14 protein-coding genes and 1 pseudogene are annotated in these 16,215 nt (G+C 60.7%); 11 read left to right on the plus strand and 4 right to left on the minus strand.

The features are described from left to right. Window positions 1-52: 52 nt before the first annotated feature. Window positions 53-1,030, plus strand: coding sequence for a tripartite tricarboxylate transporter substrate binding protein (locus IVB05_RS26660; RefSeq protein WP_247778947.1), 978 nt, complete (start codon window positions 53-55; stop codon window positions 1,028-1,030). A 177-nt stretch (window positions 1,031-1,207) separates the two neighbouring features. Here IVB05_RS26660 and IVB05_RS26665 read toward each other — a convergent pair whose 3' ends face one another. From IVB05_RS26665 to IVB05_RS26675, 3 genes are all read right to left on the minus strand, one after another. Beyond that, on the minus strand, window positions 1,208-1,498 hold the full coding sequence (locus tag IVB05_RS26665; protein WP_247778948.1) for a GYD domain-containing protein: 291 nt from the start codon (window positions 1,496-1,498) through the stop codon (window positions 1,208-1,210). 408 nt (window positions 1,499-1,906) lie between these two features. Then, window positions 1,907-2,377 carry an SgcJ/EcaC family oxidoreductase gene (locus IVB05_RS26670; RefSeq protein ID WP_247778949.1) on the minus strand — a complete coding sequence of 157 codons (471 nt, stop codon included), beginning with the start codon at window positions 2,375-2,377 and terminating at the stop codon, window positions 1,907-1,909. 68 nt (window positions 2,378-2,445) lie between these two features. Beyond that, window positions 2,446-2,904 carry a cupin domain-containing protein gene (locus IVB05_RS26675; protein WP_247778950.1) on the minus strand — a complete coding sequence of 153 codons (459 nt, stop codon included), beginning with the start codon at window positions 2,902-2,904 and terminating at the stop codon, window positions 2,446-2,448. Between the two features lie 446 nt (window positions 2,905-3,350). On the opposite strand from IVB05_RS26675, the gene IVB05_RS26680 reads away from it, so the two are divergent. The 5 genes and pseudogenes from IVB05_RS26680 (at window position 3,351) to IVB05_RS26700 (ending at window position 7,202) form a co-directional block, all read left to right on the plus strand. After that, on the plus strand, window positions 3,351-3,569 hold the full coding sequence (locus tag IVB05_RS26680; protein WP_247778951.1) for a 4-fold beta flower protein: 219 nt from the start codon (window positions 3,351-3,353) through the stop codon (window positions 3,567-3,569). Window positions 3,570-3,957: 388 nt separating this feature from the next. Next, window positions 3,958-4,190 (plus strand): annotated as a pseudogene (locus tag IVB05_RS26685) (fumarylacetoacetate hydrolase family protein); the annotation flags it as partial. Window positions 4,191-4,515: 325 nt separating this feature from the next. Further along, complete coding sequence (locus tag IVB05_RS26690) at window positions 4,516-5,661, plus strand: fructose-1,6-bisphosphatase (protein WP_247778952.1); 1,146 nt, start codon at window positions 4,516-4,518, stop codon at window positions 5,659-5,661. Between the two features lie 21 nt (window positions 5,662-5,682). Then, entirely contained in the window at window positions 5,683-6,870 is a 1,188-nt protein-coding gene (locus tag IVB05_RS26695) for a 6-phosphofructokinase (protein WP_247778953.1), read from the plus strand. A gap of 119 nt (window positions 6,871-6,989) precedes the next feature. Beyond that, window positions 6,990-7,202, plus strand: coding sequence for a hypothetical protein (locus tag IVB05_RS26700; RefSeq protein ID WP_247778954.1), 213 nt, complete (start codon window positions 6,990-6,992; stop codon window positions 7,200-7,202). On the opposite strand, the gene IVB05_RS26705 is transcribed toward IVB05_RS26700, so the two are convergent. Then, window positions 7,176-8,735 carry a DUF459 domain-containing protein gene (locus IVB05_RS26705; protein WP_247778955.1) on the minus strand — a complete coding sequence of 520 codons (1,560 nt, stop codon included), beginning with the start codon at window positions 8,733-8,735 and terminating at the stop codon, window positions 7,176-7,178. The two genes, IVB05_RS26700 and IVB05_RS26705, sit on opposite strands and share 27 nt — an antisense overlap. A 526-nt stretch (window positions 8,736-9,261) precedes the next feature. On the opposite strand from IVB05_RS26705, the gene IVB05_RS26710 reads away from it, so the two are divergent. The 5 genes from IVB05_RS26710 (at window position 9,262) to IVB05_RS26730 (ending at window position 16,163) form a co-directional block, all read left to right on the plus strand. Continuing rightward, window positions 9,262-10,665 carry a serine hydrolase gene (locus tag IVB05_RS26710; RefSeq protein WP_247778956.1) on the plus strand — a complete coding sequence of 468 codons (1,404 nt, stop codon included), beginning with the start codon at window positions 9,262-9,264 and terminating at the stop codon, window positions 10,663-10,665. 258 nt (window positions 10,666-10,923) lie between these two features. Next, window positions 10,924-11,799, plus strand: a complete 876-nt coding sequence (locus tag IVB05_RS26715) for a site-specific integrase (RefSeq protein WP_247778957.1) — start codon at window positions 10,924-10,926, stop codon at window positions 11,797-11,799. Between the two features lie 12 nt (window positions 11,800-11,811). Then, the gene (locus IVB05_RS26720; RefSeq protein ID WP_247778958.1) at window positions 11,812-13,011 is read left to right on the plus strand and encodes an IS91 family transposase; all 1,200 of its coding nucleotides are present in this window, start codon (window positions 11,812-11,814) and stop codon (window positions 13,009-13,011) included. A gap of 563 nt (window positions 13,012-13,574) precedes the next feature. Next, a complete protein-coding gene (locus tag IVB05_RS26725; protein WP_247786955.1) occupies window positions 13,575-15,167 on the plus strand; it encodes an ABC transporter substrate-binding protein in 1,593 nt (530 codons plus the stop codon). A gap of 60 nt (window positions 15,168-15,227) precedes the next feature. Next, window positions 15,228-16,163, plus strand: coding sequence for an ABC transporter permease (locus IVB05_RS26730; protein WP_247778959.1), 936 nt, complete (start codon window positions 15,228-15,230; stop codon window positions 16,161-16,163). Window positions 16,164-16,215: the final 52 nt, after the last annotated feature.

Below are 16,215 nucleotides of genomic sequence, written 5' to 3' on the forward strand. Positions count from 1 at the left end.
GTCCGCGCCCATTTAGGCGTGCCCAATAGAGACGATCAGGGAGGAAGAGGCCATGAAACTGCCCCGCCGCCAATTCTTGCTTCTCGCAGCAGTGGCTGCCGCGCTGCCGGCCCCATCGCGCTTCGCTTGGGCGCAAGCCTACCCGGCCCGGCCGGTGCGCATCGTCGTCCCATTTGCCGCCGGCGGATCTACCGACATCAGCGCTCGTCTGATCGGCCAATGGCTGTCGGAGCGTCTCGGCCAGCAATTTGTCATCGAGAACAGGCCAGGAGCAGGCAGCAATATTGGTACGGAGCTGGTCGTGAATGCGCCGCCGGACGGATACACCCTCCTCCTGGTCGGCGCCTCGTCCGCGATCAATGCGACGCTTTACGAGAAACTCAATTTCAACTTCCTCCGCGACATCACACCCGTCTCCGGCATCAACTCGGTCCCCTTCATTATGGCGGTAAACCCATCGTTCCCGGCGAAGACGGTTTCCGAGTTCATCGCGTATGCCCGGGCCAACCCGGGCAAGGTCAACATGGCATCGGGCGGCAACGGAACGGCAGGCCATCTATCAGGCGAACTGTTCAAGCTGCTGGCCGGTCTCAACATGGTGCACGTTCCGTATCGGGGCGAGGCACCTGCACTGACTGACATGCTCGCAGGTCACGTGCAGGCGATGTTCGGCACCATGCCCGCATCCATCGAGTATGTCAGGGCGGGCAAACTTCGGGCATTGGCGGTGACAAGTGCAAGGCGCTCGGAGTTGCTGCCGGACCTCCCGACGGTGGGCGATTTTGTGCCCGGGTACGAGACGAGCGCGTGGCAGGGTGTCGGCGCGCCTAAAAACACGCCCGCCGAAATCATCGACAGGCTCAACAAGGAGATCAATGCGGGCCTCGCAGATCCTAAGATTAAGGCGCGGGTCGCCGATATGGGCGGCACGGTGCTTGCGGATTCGCCCGCCAACTTCGGGAAGCTCATCGCCGATGAGACCGAGAAGTGGGGCAAGGTGGTCAAGTTCTCCGGCGCCAAGCCGGACTAATCGGGGTAACCCCGCCCGATAATCCAATTGTGTCCGATAGGCGAATGCTGATCGGCTGATGTCCGGGTGGGGTCAATTTCGGACTCCGCGCGGTCCAGACCGATGTCCGCTTTTGCTGCGATCAAACAAAACCCCGGCACGAGGTCGGGGCTTTTTATTTGAGGGATGAAGGTCTTCTTACAAAGATGCAACTATCGTCTTGTAGTCGTCCTCTGCGAACGCCCGACAAGTCTGCGACCGTACGAATCCGAGGGCCGCGGTCCCCAAGGCGAGCTTTGCGACCACTTCGTCGTTCGGTGCTTCAACAATGGACACGGCATCATATTGGCCCGTTACGAGGTAAAAGGCTTTTAACTCGGCACCCGCATCGCGGAAGCGTTGCTTTGCCGCTTCGAGGCGCTTGGGCCCGTCCTTGATCGCCTCGGCACCCTTCTGAGTGAAGTTGATTAGGGATATATAGGTGGGCATGGATGAGCCTCCATGGTTAAGAGTGAGCATCCCGTTGTGGGCGAAACGGTCAAACAGATAACGCAAGCAGAATGTCTGTCTTGATCTAAATCAACACGCCGAGATTGTTTATCGGCTGTCGATTATGGGGAAAGCCTATACGTCCGCCATGGGTCATTTCAGACTTCGGCGCGGTCAGGAGCGATTTCCGCTTTACCCCGATGAACAGACATCGCCGAGCGCGAGTGCCAAGTCCGAAACGTGCCAGTCACGGAAGTGACGTGACGGTACGAACCTAGTTCGCCTCTCGTCCAGTAGTAGCGATGGGTTCGCATATCGGCGGCTTCAGGCCAAGTCCGGACGAACAGATAGCCTCGAACGCGCCGCAGCCGAGCCCTCACGGGTGTCACCATTCGACAACCTGGTGGGCTATCTCGGGGTTGATGGCATGGCCGAGGAATGGTGGTCGACGATCAGCCAACGCTCGCCGTTCTTGACGTACGTGAAGCTGTAGCGCGCGGGCAAGCTCTTCGTCTCGCCATCCTTGACATAGGAGAACGTATAGTAGCCGGTATTGACCGCCGCATTCCCGTACACGCGGATCAGCTGATCGCCGAAGGCGACCTTGAGGCCGGGCAGAACCTTGAAGGCAGCCACGAAATAGTCTCGTAGCCCCGCCCGGTCGGAGCGCACGGTCGGCGACAGCGTGCCCCAGAGCACGGCATCGTCCGAATAGAACGGCAACACCTTTTCGGGATCGCCTTCGCCAATAGCCTGCCCCCATGCCGAGGTTGCCGTCGCCACCTCCGCTTTCGGCTCGACCAAAGCGCTGGAGCCAAACGATAACATCACCATGCACAGGGCAAGCGCTGCGCTCGCTACTTTTGGAGAAGACCGCATGACATCCTCCCTTGCGAATACCGGACAGACAAGTGTCCGCGTGAGACGGCCTCTTGCAATGCGGGCGGCTACTGTTTGCGCGGATCGTCAGCCGGATTGATGTAATCGATGCCACCTGGGCCGGTAAATTGAACTTGAAGTATCCCTTCCTCGCTTCCGGTCCAAGCGTAATGCGGGTGTTTTGCGGGGTACACCCATAACGAGCCTGGCTTCAGGAGATCACCCTTCTTTTCGAATTTTTCGCCATGGCTAGTGCCGACGTCACCGCTTATGACTGTGACAACTTCGGAATAGGGATGAGTATGCGGAGGCATTTGGAAGTTAGGTGGAAACTTGATGCGTAAGACGATGACCTCGCCCGCTTTCGTGGGATCACCGACCAAGGTGGCAATCTGAACGCCCTTCGGAAAGGCTGGATTATCCTTCCATATGAGCGTATCGGGCATCACCCGGACCTCAGTATTTTGCGCCATTGCCGGAATCGAGAGTGCAATCAAACCGGTCGCCGTTAGCAGCAATTTTTTCATGCGAGCTCCTCCCAAGCTGAGCAGCAAGAGGCGCAAATCGCCATGCGCGGTCAGCGTGGAAACTAGATTGAAGCTGCGCGCCACAACGTTGCGTGCGTCAATGTGTGTCAAACTACATCATCAGCGACGGGCGAACCATAAGTCAGAGATGTTGACTTGATAGGTTGCCAAAAAGGTTCGTGTCCGCTTTGGGTCGATTTATGCTCGTGAGAACGGGAGGACGCGAGTTCCGCTGCGTCAACTGCGATCTAACAGACCCCCTTGAATTGCAGAAGGTCACAAAGCTTCTCACGGGCGAATTAGGCCGTCCGGGCTAAATTGCCTCATTCGGCTTTGGCGATGGTCGTCTGGATACATCCAAAGTATCCGGGGTGGCGCCCGAATTGTCTCGCTATCTGGGTTCAACAAGCGCAGCTTGGTTCCGGAGCCCCGCTTGGAGGTCGGTCATGAGCGGCAATATTTTCAATAGCAATGGCACCCACGTTGGGGTGGTGGACGGCGCGGCCATCTTCGACCTCAAGGGCCAAAAACTTTATCATCTCAAAGGGATCAATATCTATCGACTTTCCGGCGAGCTGGTCGGCCATCTGAACGGGGCGCAAGGCTCCGATAAGCGGCTCGATCGTTCCACTGACAGGCTATTCCCCGCCAGAGGCAGTTCTTAAGACCCTGCCGTATCAGGAGAAGGCGAATGACAAGCCACGACATTCCTGCCTTCCCTGCCTTTACGAGCTGGCTGATGGGGTCGAGTGGCGGGCCCGAATTGATGCCGACTTACTGACAGGCTGCCATCCATCCGGCAGGCGCACGTCTTTGGAGGTCATCATGAATGACGCATTCTCGTTCTCCATCTCGATAGGTATCATTGCCTTTGGAATTTGGATTGCTTCTGGCACGATCGGCGCTGGCGCGCATTTGGCTTGGATACTCATGGGACTACTTCCCGTCATCGTGGGTACGATCAGCCTTTATCTGGCGGTTCGCGAAGTCAGCGTTGCGCCGCGGAATCGAGATTCTGAAGTATCGTCAGTTGACGCGGGCATGCGCCGGACAGAGCGCCAGAACTACCGACCATGATCTTCAGCGCCCAAGAATTCGTCAGCAAGATCTCGCATGACATGACGCACCTGCCCGGCGATCTGGTCGCTTGCGGAACATCGGTCGGCGTCGGCGTCATGACAGAGCCGGTCAGCACGGTGACCGTGGCGATCGACGGCATCGGCGAGTTGACCACGAATTCCGGCAGTAGACCGCGTCACCGGAAACCTATGGCGTGGACCCATTAATTCGGACTGATCGGCCGATGTGCGCTTTGACGCGCATTTCCGGACTCAAGTTGGAAACCGCCCCACTTTCGAAAAGTGCCAAATAGCGGACTCGTACACCGCAGCAAATGGCGGCGCATGGACCGGTATCCCATCGCTTCTGGCATGATCTTTATGGTGATCGATGATCCCGGTTGCCGGATGAGCCCGAGCCTTTTCGAGAAGGGCTCTCGTGGAACCTAACGGAACCTCGGACGTTCTTTTTCGCGAATGAGCAGCGCCGTCGCCCCGGCGCAGCAAGCGCAGACGCCGAGGCGTTGCGCTGCGCTGGTCGGAGGGAACGCTCATGAGACTCACCCTTTCGGTTATCAAGGCTGACATAGGCTCCGTCGGCGGCCACACGAAACCGTCCACACGCATGATGGCGGCTGTCGAGGGCGAGGTCGCGAAGGCGATCTGCGATGGCCTGCTGATCGACGCTTTCGTCTGCCACACCGGCGACGACATTGCGATCATCATGACACACACACGGGGCGAAGGGAGCTCCGAGGTGCATCAACTTGCCTGGAAGGCGTTCCTCGCGGCCACCTCGGTCGCGAAAACCTCCGGGCTTTATGGCGCCGGCCAGGATCTTCTCGTCGACGCGCCTTCCGGAAACGTTCGCGGCGCCGGACCGGGCGTCGCCGAGCTCAGCTTCGACCACAGCCTCTCGGGCACGAGACCTGCGGAGTCCTTCATGGTGTTCGCCGCCGACAAATGCGGCCCCGGCGCCTACAACCTGCCGCTCTACCTCGCCTTTGCCGATCCCATGTATTGCGCGGGGCTGATGCTGCCCCCGATGATCAAGGGATTCCGTTTCCATGTCATCGACATGGACCACACGGCCGGCGACAGCGTGATCGAACTCGACGCGCCCGCGGATGGCTACCACATTGCCGCGCTGCTCCGCGACAACGAGCGCTTTGGCATTGATCGCATCGTTTCCCGGACCCATGGCGAGGTCGCCGCCGCCGTTTCGGCGCAGCGTCTTCACGCGATCGCAGGCAAGTACACCGGCAAGGACGATCCGGTCGCGATCGTCAGGAACCAGGGGATTTTCCCGGCGCCCGAAGAAATCGTCTCACCGTTCGCGAAGGCGCACTTCGTAGGCGGCGATGCGCGCGGCTCGCACGTGATGCCGCTCATGCCCGTGCCACTAAACACACCGGTGACAGGCATGTACTGCCTGCCGATCGTTTCCTGCACCGGCTTTTCGATCGACAAGGACGGCCGTTTTTCGGAGTCATTTACCGATTTCTTCGACAACCCGGCGTGGGACGAGGTCCGCCGGCGCGCCCAGCGCAAGGCAATCGAGATGCGCAGCCAGGGCTGGTCTGGTGCCGCGATGCTGCCCTATTCCGAGCTGGAGTATGGTGGCTTCCGCGACACCGTGTCCTCACTGCTGAAGCGCTTTCAGGTGCGCCAGGAGCGCAAGCCGGAAGCGGCCGAGTAACGGACCGCCTGCGAGGTGGGTATGGCAAAAAGGCGCATCGGCATTCTCACGGGCGGCGGCGACGTTCCCGGTCTCAACGCAGTCATCAAGAGCGTGACATATCGCGGCAGCGAGAACGACATCGAGGTCGTCGGCCTCCGCCGTGGTTGGGAGGCCCTCACGCACGTGAACCTCGAGGACCCGGCCAGCAGATCCCACTACATCATCCCGCTGAACCGTGACAACACGCGCACTATAGACCGGAGCGGCGGCACTGTGCTGCACTCGAGCCGCACCAATCCGTCCAGGATGAAGAAGCTGCCAGATCATCTCGTCGGCAACGACTTTCCGGCCTCGCTCAGCTCGAAGGGCGGCATCGCAACCAGGACGTGGGACGTCACCGGCCAAGTGCTGGCGAACCTCTCGGGGCTCGGCATCGAACATCTGATCGCCATCGGTGGCGACGACACGCTCAGTTACGCAGCCAAGCTCAACGACCTCGGCGTCAAGATCATCGCCATCCCGAAGACGATGGACAACGACGTCCGCAACACCGAGTACTGCATCGGCTTCTCGACCGCGATCACCCGCGCCAGCGACGCCATCCAGCGGCAGCGCACCACTGTTGGATCGCACGAGCGAATTGGCATTTTCCGCGTCTTTGGCCGCGATGCCGGATTTACGGCGCTCTACACCGCGTACGCCACCTCGATACGGTGCGTCATACCGGAGTACAAGGTCGATCTCGACAAGCTGATCCAGTTGCTCGTTGAGGAGAAGCGCGCCAACCCAAGCAACTACGCGCTGGTCGTGCTCAGCGAGGGCGCCGCGTGGGAGGGCTACGAGGTGCAGGAATACGGTGAGCCTGATGCTTACGGTCATCGCAAGAAGGCGAGTGTGGCGGAATCGTTCGCCGACGAGATCAAGCGACGCGTCGGCGAGGAGACGATCACCTCCGATCTCACATACGACCTGCGATCGGGCAATCCGGACTTCATGGACAAGCTCGTGGCCCTGACTTTCGGTAACATGGCCTACGATGCTATCCTGGAAGGCAAGACCGGCCTCATGTCGGCGCTGGTAGAGGGGCGCTACGATCTCGTGCCCATCCCTGACGCCAAGCTCGGGCCGCGCAAATTGGACGTCGCCAGCACGTACAACACGGAGCGCTACCGCCCCATTTACGGCAATAAGCGAGGGCTGCCGATCTTTCTCAACCGCGCGTCATAGGGCGGCAGATAATAACCCACAAGAACGTCTCCTATGGGGCAGCCTCGGAAGTAGTGCCCGGCCAGATGGGTCCGCCGACGCGGAGTCGGGGCCTCGTGCCGAGTTCATGAGGTCAGGCCATGGAGATCGAACGTACTACATTCGGCACCATCACGATTGACGGAAAGACTTATGAACACGACGTGATCATTCGTCTGTCCGGCGAAGTGGCAAGGCGGAAGAAGAAGCTGTCGAAGAAGTACTACGGCACCTCGCATGTCCTCTCGAAGGACGAAGCGAAGTTCGTCTTTGAGGGCGGATGCGAGCTAGCGGCGAGGCTTTTTCGGCTTTAGCGACGCCGCCGGCGCCCGTGCGTTGGCATCGAGCGCTGTTGATGCCACCGGCGTCTCACCCTTGGCCCCTTCGCGTCCAATTTCGCGTCGCGGCCAGGCAAAATCATCGGCGCGACCGGCTGGTGCTGGCACGGCCTCACCTTTGAACAAGACCCGCGCTGCTTGCGCATCGATCGTCACCGGCCGCGACCCGGGACCGCCGAGCAATTGATCCGTGCTGACCGAAGAGCCCACCAAGGGAACGATCGGCCCGGCCAGCGGACGCGGCGCCGGCTGATCCGGCCGCGCACTGGCGTCGGGCGTTGCCGGTTCGGTGGGCAGCACAACCGGCGCGGAACGCGCAGCCAACAGCCGGTTGATTTCGCGCTCGGCATAATGCGCAAGCTTCAGCGCGCCGGCTTTGGTGAAGTACACGCCATCGGAGGAGCGCAGCCGGCGGATCTGCCCTTCGAAATCGGGGCCTTGCTGTAGAAAGCGGCCGGCTTCATCGACAAATCCGTCCCAGACATCGACATAGGTGATGCCGGCCCTGCCGGCCGCATCGCGATAGAGCGTATCCAGAAACGCCGTGTCGGCGGTCGCCTTGGGGCCACGCACCACCGGCAGCCCCACCCACAGCACCGGCACACCCTTGGACTTGAGCACGCCGATCATCTCGTCGATCTTTTCCCGGTAGAGTTCGACCCAGCGTTTCTCGCGAAACTCATAGAGGCCGTTCGGCGAGCGCGCGCTTTTCTCCGGTTCCATGGCCGGCCGCGCATCACTGTTGTCGGTGGCATCGTCCGGCGACAATTCGGGATCCGTCGCCTTGGTTGCGCCATCGGGCTTCGCCGCCGGTTTTTCGCCCGAAGGCTTGCCATCGGGTTTGGCCTTGGCGTCCTTCTTGTCGGCGTCTTTCTTGTCGCCCGATTTATTCTGGGATTTTTCGGCTGCCGGCTCGCGGATCGCGACGCGGTCCTCAAGCCCGAGCATCACGACAATGGCGTCGGCTTTTTCAACGGCGAGGATGCCTTTGGCGGCGGCGGCCCAATCGGCTGGATCACCCTTCGGCTGATACTTGATCAGGCCGGAGACAGTCTTGTGTTTGCGGATCACACCCATGTCTGGCTGATCGGCATAGACGCCCTCAAGTCCATAGGCGAGCCAATCCGCCATGGCGTCACCGAGCACAAGAATGTGGCGCTCCGGTACAGCGTTGCGTTTCTCGGGCGGCGGCGCCCTTGAAAAATCCTCCCGCACCACCGGTTGCGCTTGCCGCCGAGGCGGCGCTTGCTCCTGGTACGGCGCAAACGTGTCGTTACCAAACCCGCCGCCGCCGCGTTGTTCGTTACCAAACCAGCCGCCACCGCGTTGTTCGTTACCGAACCAGCCGCCACCGCGTTGTGGTTGCGGCCGCTGCTGATATCCGCCGAAATTAAAAAACTGTGCAGAGGTGGGTCCGACCAGGCCAAGCACCAAGCCCGCCGCGACGGCCAGCGCAATCAGCCGACCACGCCCGGTGAAGATGAACAGCCCTTTTGGTCCGTTTGGCATGCTGTTGGACCACGCATACGCAGAACCTGCCTTGACCAGACTAGCACAAGGGCCCCGTGGCGGGTCTCAGTTTACCGTGAAGTGCGTTATCGTAAGCACGGACTGACAAGCAACAGCCCAAGAGCAACAGTGCAGGGTCCGCCCTAGACGACGTCACCTGGATCCTGTGGCGTGAACCCATCAATTCGGATCGGTTGACGTGCGCTTTGGCGCGCGTGACGGACTGACGTCGGACGCCGCCCCCACGTCCGAAAAGCCCCCCAAAATCGGAGATTTCGGCGCTGCGGGGCTCGATCCCGTTACGCTTTCAATCTATGATTGCTCCCGTCTGTGACTGCTGGCGCACGGTAACGGGCGTCGATGGGGGTTGTCGATGCATCTCCGAATAGTGGCCATTGCCGCACTGGTCGCGGGGCTTCAGTGCGCTGCTGGATACAATGCGGCAATTGGCGCGACCGACGGTCAGGATCTGCAGGAAGTCTGGCCTACCAAATCGTGGCCCGTTTCGACCCCTGAGGAGCAAGGCATGGACTCAGCCAGCCTTGCCCGGCTGATAGAGACCGTCGGCACCTACAAGCAAGACAGCCTCATGATCATCCGGCATGGAAAGATCGTGGCTGAAGCCTACTACGCTCCCTACGTCGCCGGCATCAGCCACGATTTGAGATCGGTGACCAAGAGCGTGGTTGGCACGCTGACCGCGATCCAGCTGCAAAAGGGCAGTCTTGATAGCGTCGACCATCCGGTCATTGATCTGTTTTCCGACAAGGAAATTCAGAATGTCGACGACCGAAAAAAGGCGATGACGGTTCAGAGCCTTCTCGACATGACCTCGGGCATCGAGTGGGTGGAGCGGTTTTACACCCCCGACGAGACGCTCATGCGGATGTACAAAAGCCCCGACCGTACGGCCTTCGTGCTCAACCAGCCGATGGTTGGCGCGCCCGGCGCCAAGTTCAATTACAATGGCGGCAACCCCTATCTGCTGTCCGCGCTGATCAACAAGAAGTCCGGGCAGAACGCATTCGATTTCGCAAAGAAGGAGCTGTTCGAACCGCTTGGCATCAAGAGCGCCAAATGGGGAGCCGTCGATGCGCAGGGCGTCACGATTGGCGAAGCCGGACTTTTCCTTTCACCGCATGACATGGCGAGAATTGGCTATCTCTACCTTCGCAACGGAATGTGGGAGGGAAAGCAGATTATTCCCTCCTCATGGGTCGAACGGTCGAAAGAGGGCAAGATTTCCGCGACCAACGGATTTCAATATGCAAATCTGTGGTGGTCGCTTCCCGACAAGGGAACTTACATGGCGCGCGGCCGTCATTCACAGCTGATCCTGATCATTCCGAAACTGGATATCGTCGCCGTCATGACCGGTGTCCTGCGGGACACTGAATTCTATTCGACCTCCGGGCTGATCGAAGACATTTCCAAAGCGGTCAAATCCGACAAGCCGTTGCCCGCCGATGCCATTGCGGCGACGTTGCTGACCAACGCGATACACCTCGCCGCGACAGAAAAGCCGTCCGCTGTCGGCGGTATGCCGGAACTGGTCAAGACAATTTCGGGAAAGACGTATCAGTTTTCTGACAACGTCCTGCGCGTGAAGGATTTCACGTTGAATTTTCTCGATTCGGATTCATCATGGGTAATCACGACCCACACCGGCAAGGCGGAGCGGCCCACCGACCGGTTCACAGGACTGGTCGGGCTTGATGGCCGCTACCGCAAGAGTCCTCCCGCGCTTTACGGGATAAACGCCGCCAAGGGACGCTGGGTCAACGAACGCACCTTTGCGATGGAGCGGCGGATCCTGGGACGCGGAGAAATCCAGACCTGGTCGTTGACCTTCGACGGCGACAAGGTGACGGTGAATTTTGAAAATACTGATGGCTTCAAAGCGGAACTGCACGGCGAGACGAGCGAATGAAATGCAGGAGCGCGCTATTCGCTCTCTGAAACCCATGGCGTGAACCCATTCATTCGGACTGGTCGGCCGATGTCCGCTTTGGCGCGCATGGCGGCCACAAGCCGGACACCGCCGCACTTCCGAAAAGAGCCATGGGACTAAACCGCTCGCGCGGTAGGGCACTGCGGCGGGAGGCACAGCCAAGGCGATAGCGCAACGGGACGTCCTGTCTTGAGATCGAGGGGTTTCGACAACCTCACTCAAGACAGGAGCATCCCCATGACCGACGAGGCCATGAGCCCTTTACGGCGGCGCATGATCGAAGACATGACGATCCGCAAGTTAGCGCCAAAGACCCAACAAGGCTACATCCGCACCATCAGGGACTTTGCTGCATTCCTCGGCCGATCGCCCGACACGGCGAGCTTCGAGGACGTCCGGCGCTTTCAACTGCATCTGGCGGCGAACGGCGCGCACATCCCGATTCTCAATCATACCGTAGCTGCGTTGCGGTTCTTCTTCAGGATCACGCTCAGGCGCTCCGATATCATCGAGCACACCACATTCCTCCACGAGCCCCGCAAGCTGCCGGTCGTGCTCAGCCCAGAGGAGGTGGCGCGGCTGTTGGATGCCGCGCCGGGCCTCAAGTACAAGGCGGCGCTGAGTGTGGCTTACGGCGCAGGTTTGCGCGCCGCCGAGGTGATCTCGCTCAAGATCGGCGACATCGACAGCAAGCGCATGGTGATCCGCGTCGAACAAGGCAAAAGCCGCAAAGACCGCTACGTGATGCTGTCTCCGCATCTGCTCGAGTTGCTGCGTGCCTGGTGGAAGACAGCACGACCGCAGGGCTGGTTGTTTCCTGGCCGCGACCGCGTGCAGCCGATGACTACGCGCCAGCTCAATCGCGCCTGCCATACCGCAGCCGAGAGGGCCGAGATCGACAAGCGCGTGTCGCTCCACACCTTGCGGCACAGCTTCGCCACCCATCTGCTTGAGCAGAACATCGATATCCGGGTGATCCAGGTGCTGCTCGGGCACGCCAAGCTCGACACCACGGCGCTCTATACCCGCGTCGCCACCAAGACGATCCAACAAGTCATGAGCCCGCTGGAGCATATCGCCCGCAAGATCGAGAGGGTCGAGCCACCGGCCTAAAGCGCGGCTCGCGTGCCGCGTCCGGCACTGGAGGTCGCGGATATCTTCCGCGATCATGGACCGGCATGGCGCAGCGCCAACGCCGGCCATCTGAGCCTTGGCCAGTTGAAGGTAATGTCGGCGATCGAGAACTGCCGCACCGCGGCGCTCGGCGGCCATGTCGCGCGCTGCGAGAAGTGCGCGCACACCAAGATCTCGTACAACTCTTGCCGTAATCGGCACTGCCCGAAGTGCCAAGGCGCGGCGGCAAAGGACTGGCTGGCCGCGCGCGAGGCCGATCTGCTGCCGGTGCCGTACTATCATGTGGTGTTCACGCTGCCGGCAGCCATCGCCGACATCGCCTACCAGAACAAGGCGGTGGTCTACGATCTCTTGTTCAAGGCCTCGGCCGAGACCCTGGCCACGATCGCCGCCGACCCCAGGCACCTCGGCGCCCGCGTCGGCATCACCTCGGTTCTCCATACCTGGGGTTCAGCCATGACCCACCACCCGCACGTCCACATGATCGTGCCGGGCGGCGGCGTCTCGCCCGACGGCCAGCGCTGGGTGTCCTGCCGACCTGGCTTCTTCCTCCCCGTCCGCGTGCTCTCGCGCCTGTTCCGGCGGCTGTTCCTGGAGAAGCTGATCGCGGCCCACAACACCGGCCATCTGAAGTTCTTCGGCGATCATGCCGCTCTCGCCGACCCGCGGGCGTTCGCGGCGTATCTGGCACCGCTACGCCGAGCCGAATGGGTGGTCTATGCCAAGCGCCCGTTCGGCGGGCCACAGGCCGTGCTGGCCTATCTGTCGCGCTATACCCATCGCGTCGCCATCGCCAACAGCCGACTGATCGCCTGTGACCGCACCGGTGTCACCTTCCGGTGGAAAGACTATCGTGCCAATGGTCGCGATCGCCAGAAGCTCATGACACTCCCAACCGGCGAGTTTATCCGCCGCTTCCTCATCCACGTTCTGCCGCACGGCTTTCACCGCATCCGCCACTACGGCCTTTTGGCCAGCGGCACGCGCGCCGACAACATCGCCCGAGCGCGTGAGTTGCTCGCCGTCTCAAACTCCCAGGCCGAGCCCACCGGTGCCGCCGCCGATCCCGGCAAGCCGATTTGTCCATGCTGCGGCGGTCGCATGATCATCATCGAGGTCTTCGCGCGCGGTGCAACGCCACGGCATCGGCCGACAGCTTCACCTACCGCAATCAAGATCGACACCTCATGACCGCGTCACACCCCCGCAAATCTGATCGTCGCACTAGTTGCCTCTCGACCGGCCACGGTAGAACGCGCTCAGATATCCAGCCGTCGTCTCAAATCGTCCGACACTTCACTGCGGTCGATGCGACCCGCCCCTCATCCAGCAGCCGTTTCACCGTCCACCGGCCTGCTGGAGCGCCTCGACTCCATTCACACACCTCATCCGCGGCACTCAAATCCCCATAGCGTAGGCCGCGCCATCCCCGTACCCCTCCCGCGGTTTCCTCCCTTGGAGGTTTGCGGACGCCGGCCCCGCGCCCGCGGCACCACCGTCATGGGGCCGGCATCCGAAAACCTTCACAAAAGCAGACTCATGCACCGCAGCAGTGAGACCCCATTCAATCACCGCGTCGGCGAGCGTCTGCAAGGTTGACGGCACAGGCGCGGGTCCCGGCACCGAGGCTTACGACGGTCATTTGTTTCCGGAGCCCTGGCTTCACGAATTCAGGACGGCACCTCTTGCGCTTGATACGCTGCGAGTGGTCAACTCGCTGATCGGAATACTCCTGCACTGTTGGAGAAAACATGATGCTCAAGAAGATTGCGATCGTGGCCGGTTTGGGACTGGCACTCGCCGCCACGGCGGAGGCCCAGACACCGCGCAAGGGCGGAACCATTCGCATGACGGCGCCCTATGGCTCGAGTTTCAGCAGCATGGACATTCATACGACACAGCGCGCCCAGGACGAGATATACGCCAAGGCCCTGCACCGGTCGCTCTACACCTGGGACTCCGCTGAGGGCAAGCCGGTTCCGGAGCTTGCCAGGGAGGTCACCGTCTCGGGCGGAGGTCTTGTTCATACCTTCAAGCTGCGCGACGACGCTTATTTCCACCATGGCCGCAGGATGACCGCCGACGACATCATATGGAGCTTCACTCGCATCATGGACGGCACCAAGGCCTATCCCGGCGCGCGGTTTGTCCGCGTGATCGCGGGCGCGGCCGAGGTCGAGAAGGGCCAGGCCAAGGAAATCTCCGGCCTGAAGAAGATCGACGATTTCACGCTGGAAATGAAGCTGACCGAGAAAGTCGATCCAGGCTTCTACTTCTTCACCGCGATAACTTCGATCTATCCCGCCGACGAGGGCGCGAAGGAGGGCTTCATCCAGAAGCCTATCGGTCTTGGGCCATTCAGGTTTGTCGAGCACGTGCCGGGATCGCGCATCGTTCTGGAGCGCTGGGACCGCTTCTACAAGCCCGGCAAGCCGTACGCCGACAAGCTCATCGTCTCGGTCATGGGCGAAGCCGCGGCGCGCGACGTCGCCTTCCGCAACAAGGAAATCGACACCTCGGTGCTGGGACCTGCGCAATATGTCGCCTATCAGGCCGACCCCAACCTCAAGGGCACCATCGTCGAAGTCGCCGAGGTCTTCACGCGCCACATGGGGATGAATCCCGGATTCAAGCCGTTCGCCGACAAGCGAGTCCGGCAGGCGATCAACCATGCGATCGATACCGATCTGATCATCAGCAAACTGGTCAAAGGCAAGGCCTATCGCGCCACAAGCTGGCTGCCTCTGACTTCGACCTCACCGCTCTACGACAAGACGATGAAGCCCTACGCCTTCGATCCCGCGAAGGCGAAGCAGTTGCTCGCGGACGCGGGCTATCCCACCGGCTTCGAATTCGAATGGACGACGAGCCAGAATGAAAGCTGGGGCTTGCCGATCGTCGAGGCCATTATCCCGATGCTGGATCGGGTGGGCATCAAGGTGAAGGTCAAGCAGGTCGAGACCGCGGTGCTGGCGGAGGTCATTCGCAAGGGCGACTTCCAGGCCTATGTCTATTCCATGGCGACTGGCCCGGATCCCCAGGCGGCGCTGAAATGCTTCTACTCATCGACACCGCAATCAGCCTGCAACTACACGACCTTCAAGAACGCGGATTTCGACAAGATGATCGATGAGGCCGGGCAGACCGATGACGCCGCCAAGCGCGTCCAACTGCTGCAAAAGGCCAATGCCCTGCTCTATGACGAAGCGCCGGTCTGGTTCTTCAATTACAACAAGGCGGTCATGGCGGTGCAGCCGTGGCTCAAAGGGATTCAGTTGAACGCGACGGAACTGACCCATCAAAACGTCGAAGACCTCTGGGTCGATGAGACCTCGCCCGCGAAGTGACACGTGCTCTCGCCCTCCCTCCATCGCAAAAAATGACGGAGGGAGGGAGGAACAGTTCCAATGCTCTCCTTCCTGATCCGTCGAATCCTGCAAACCGTTCCGACCGTGCTGGCCGTCGTGCTGGTGATCTTTGTGCTGTTCAGCGTCGTTCCGGGGAGCGTCGTATCGAGCATGAGCGATGACGGAAGAGGTCCGGCCGACCCGCAGGTCGTGGAGCGCATGAAAAAGCAGCTCGGCCTCGACGATCCCGTCTACGTCCGCTTCGGCGCCTACATTGCCAAGCTCGCGACAGGCGATTTGGGGACGTCGTTCCGGACGCGCGAGCCGGTCACGACCATGATCGCCAGACGAATGTGGCCAACGGTGCAATTGATATTCGCCGCCATGATGTTTGCGATTGTGATCGGCGTGCCGCTCGGTTTCGTCGCAGCGCTGCAGCCGGGCAGCATCGTCGACACGATCTCGATGGTCGTGGCGGTGTCGGGCCTTTCAATGGCCAAATTCTGGCTCGGGCTGCTGCTGATGTACCTGTTTGCGTTGAAACTCGGCTGGCTGCCGAGTTTTGGCTATGGCGATGGCGGGCTCAAATATCTGATTCTGCCTGCGGTGACGCTCGGTGTTTCGCCAATGGCGCTGCTGGCACGGACGACGCGCGCCGCGGTTCTCGAGATCATGACCGCGGATTTTGTCCGGACGGCGCGCTCGAAGGGCATGAGCGAGACCCGGGTCGTGAAGTGGCATGTGATGCGCAATGCTCTCGTCATCATTCTCACGACGATCGGCCTGCAATTCGGCGCGTTGATGGGGCAGGCAGTCGTGGTCGAGAAATTGTTCTCCTGGCCGGGCATCGGTTCGCTGCTCGTCGACAGCGTCCTGCAGCGCGACATTCCTGCCGTCCAAGGCTCTATTTTCGTTGTGGTGCTGTTCTTTCTCGCGATCAATTTATTGATTGACGTACTCTATGGCGTGATCGATCCCAGGATCAGATACGCATGAGCGCCGGCCGGCTCTATCACGCCTGTGCGCGATTGACTGTACCGTCTGCCGG

It is taken from the genome of Bradyrhizobium sp. 170 (genome assembly GCF_023101085.1).
In the GTDB taxonomy this organism is placed as follows: domain Bacteria; phylum Pseudomonadota; class Alphaproteobacteria; order Rhizobiales; family Xanthobacteraceae; genus Bradyrhizobium.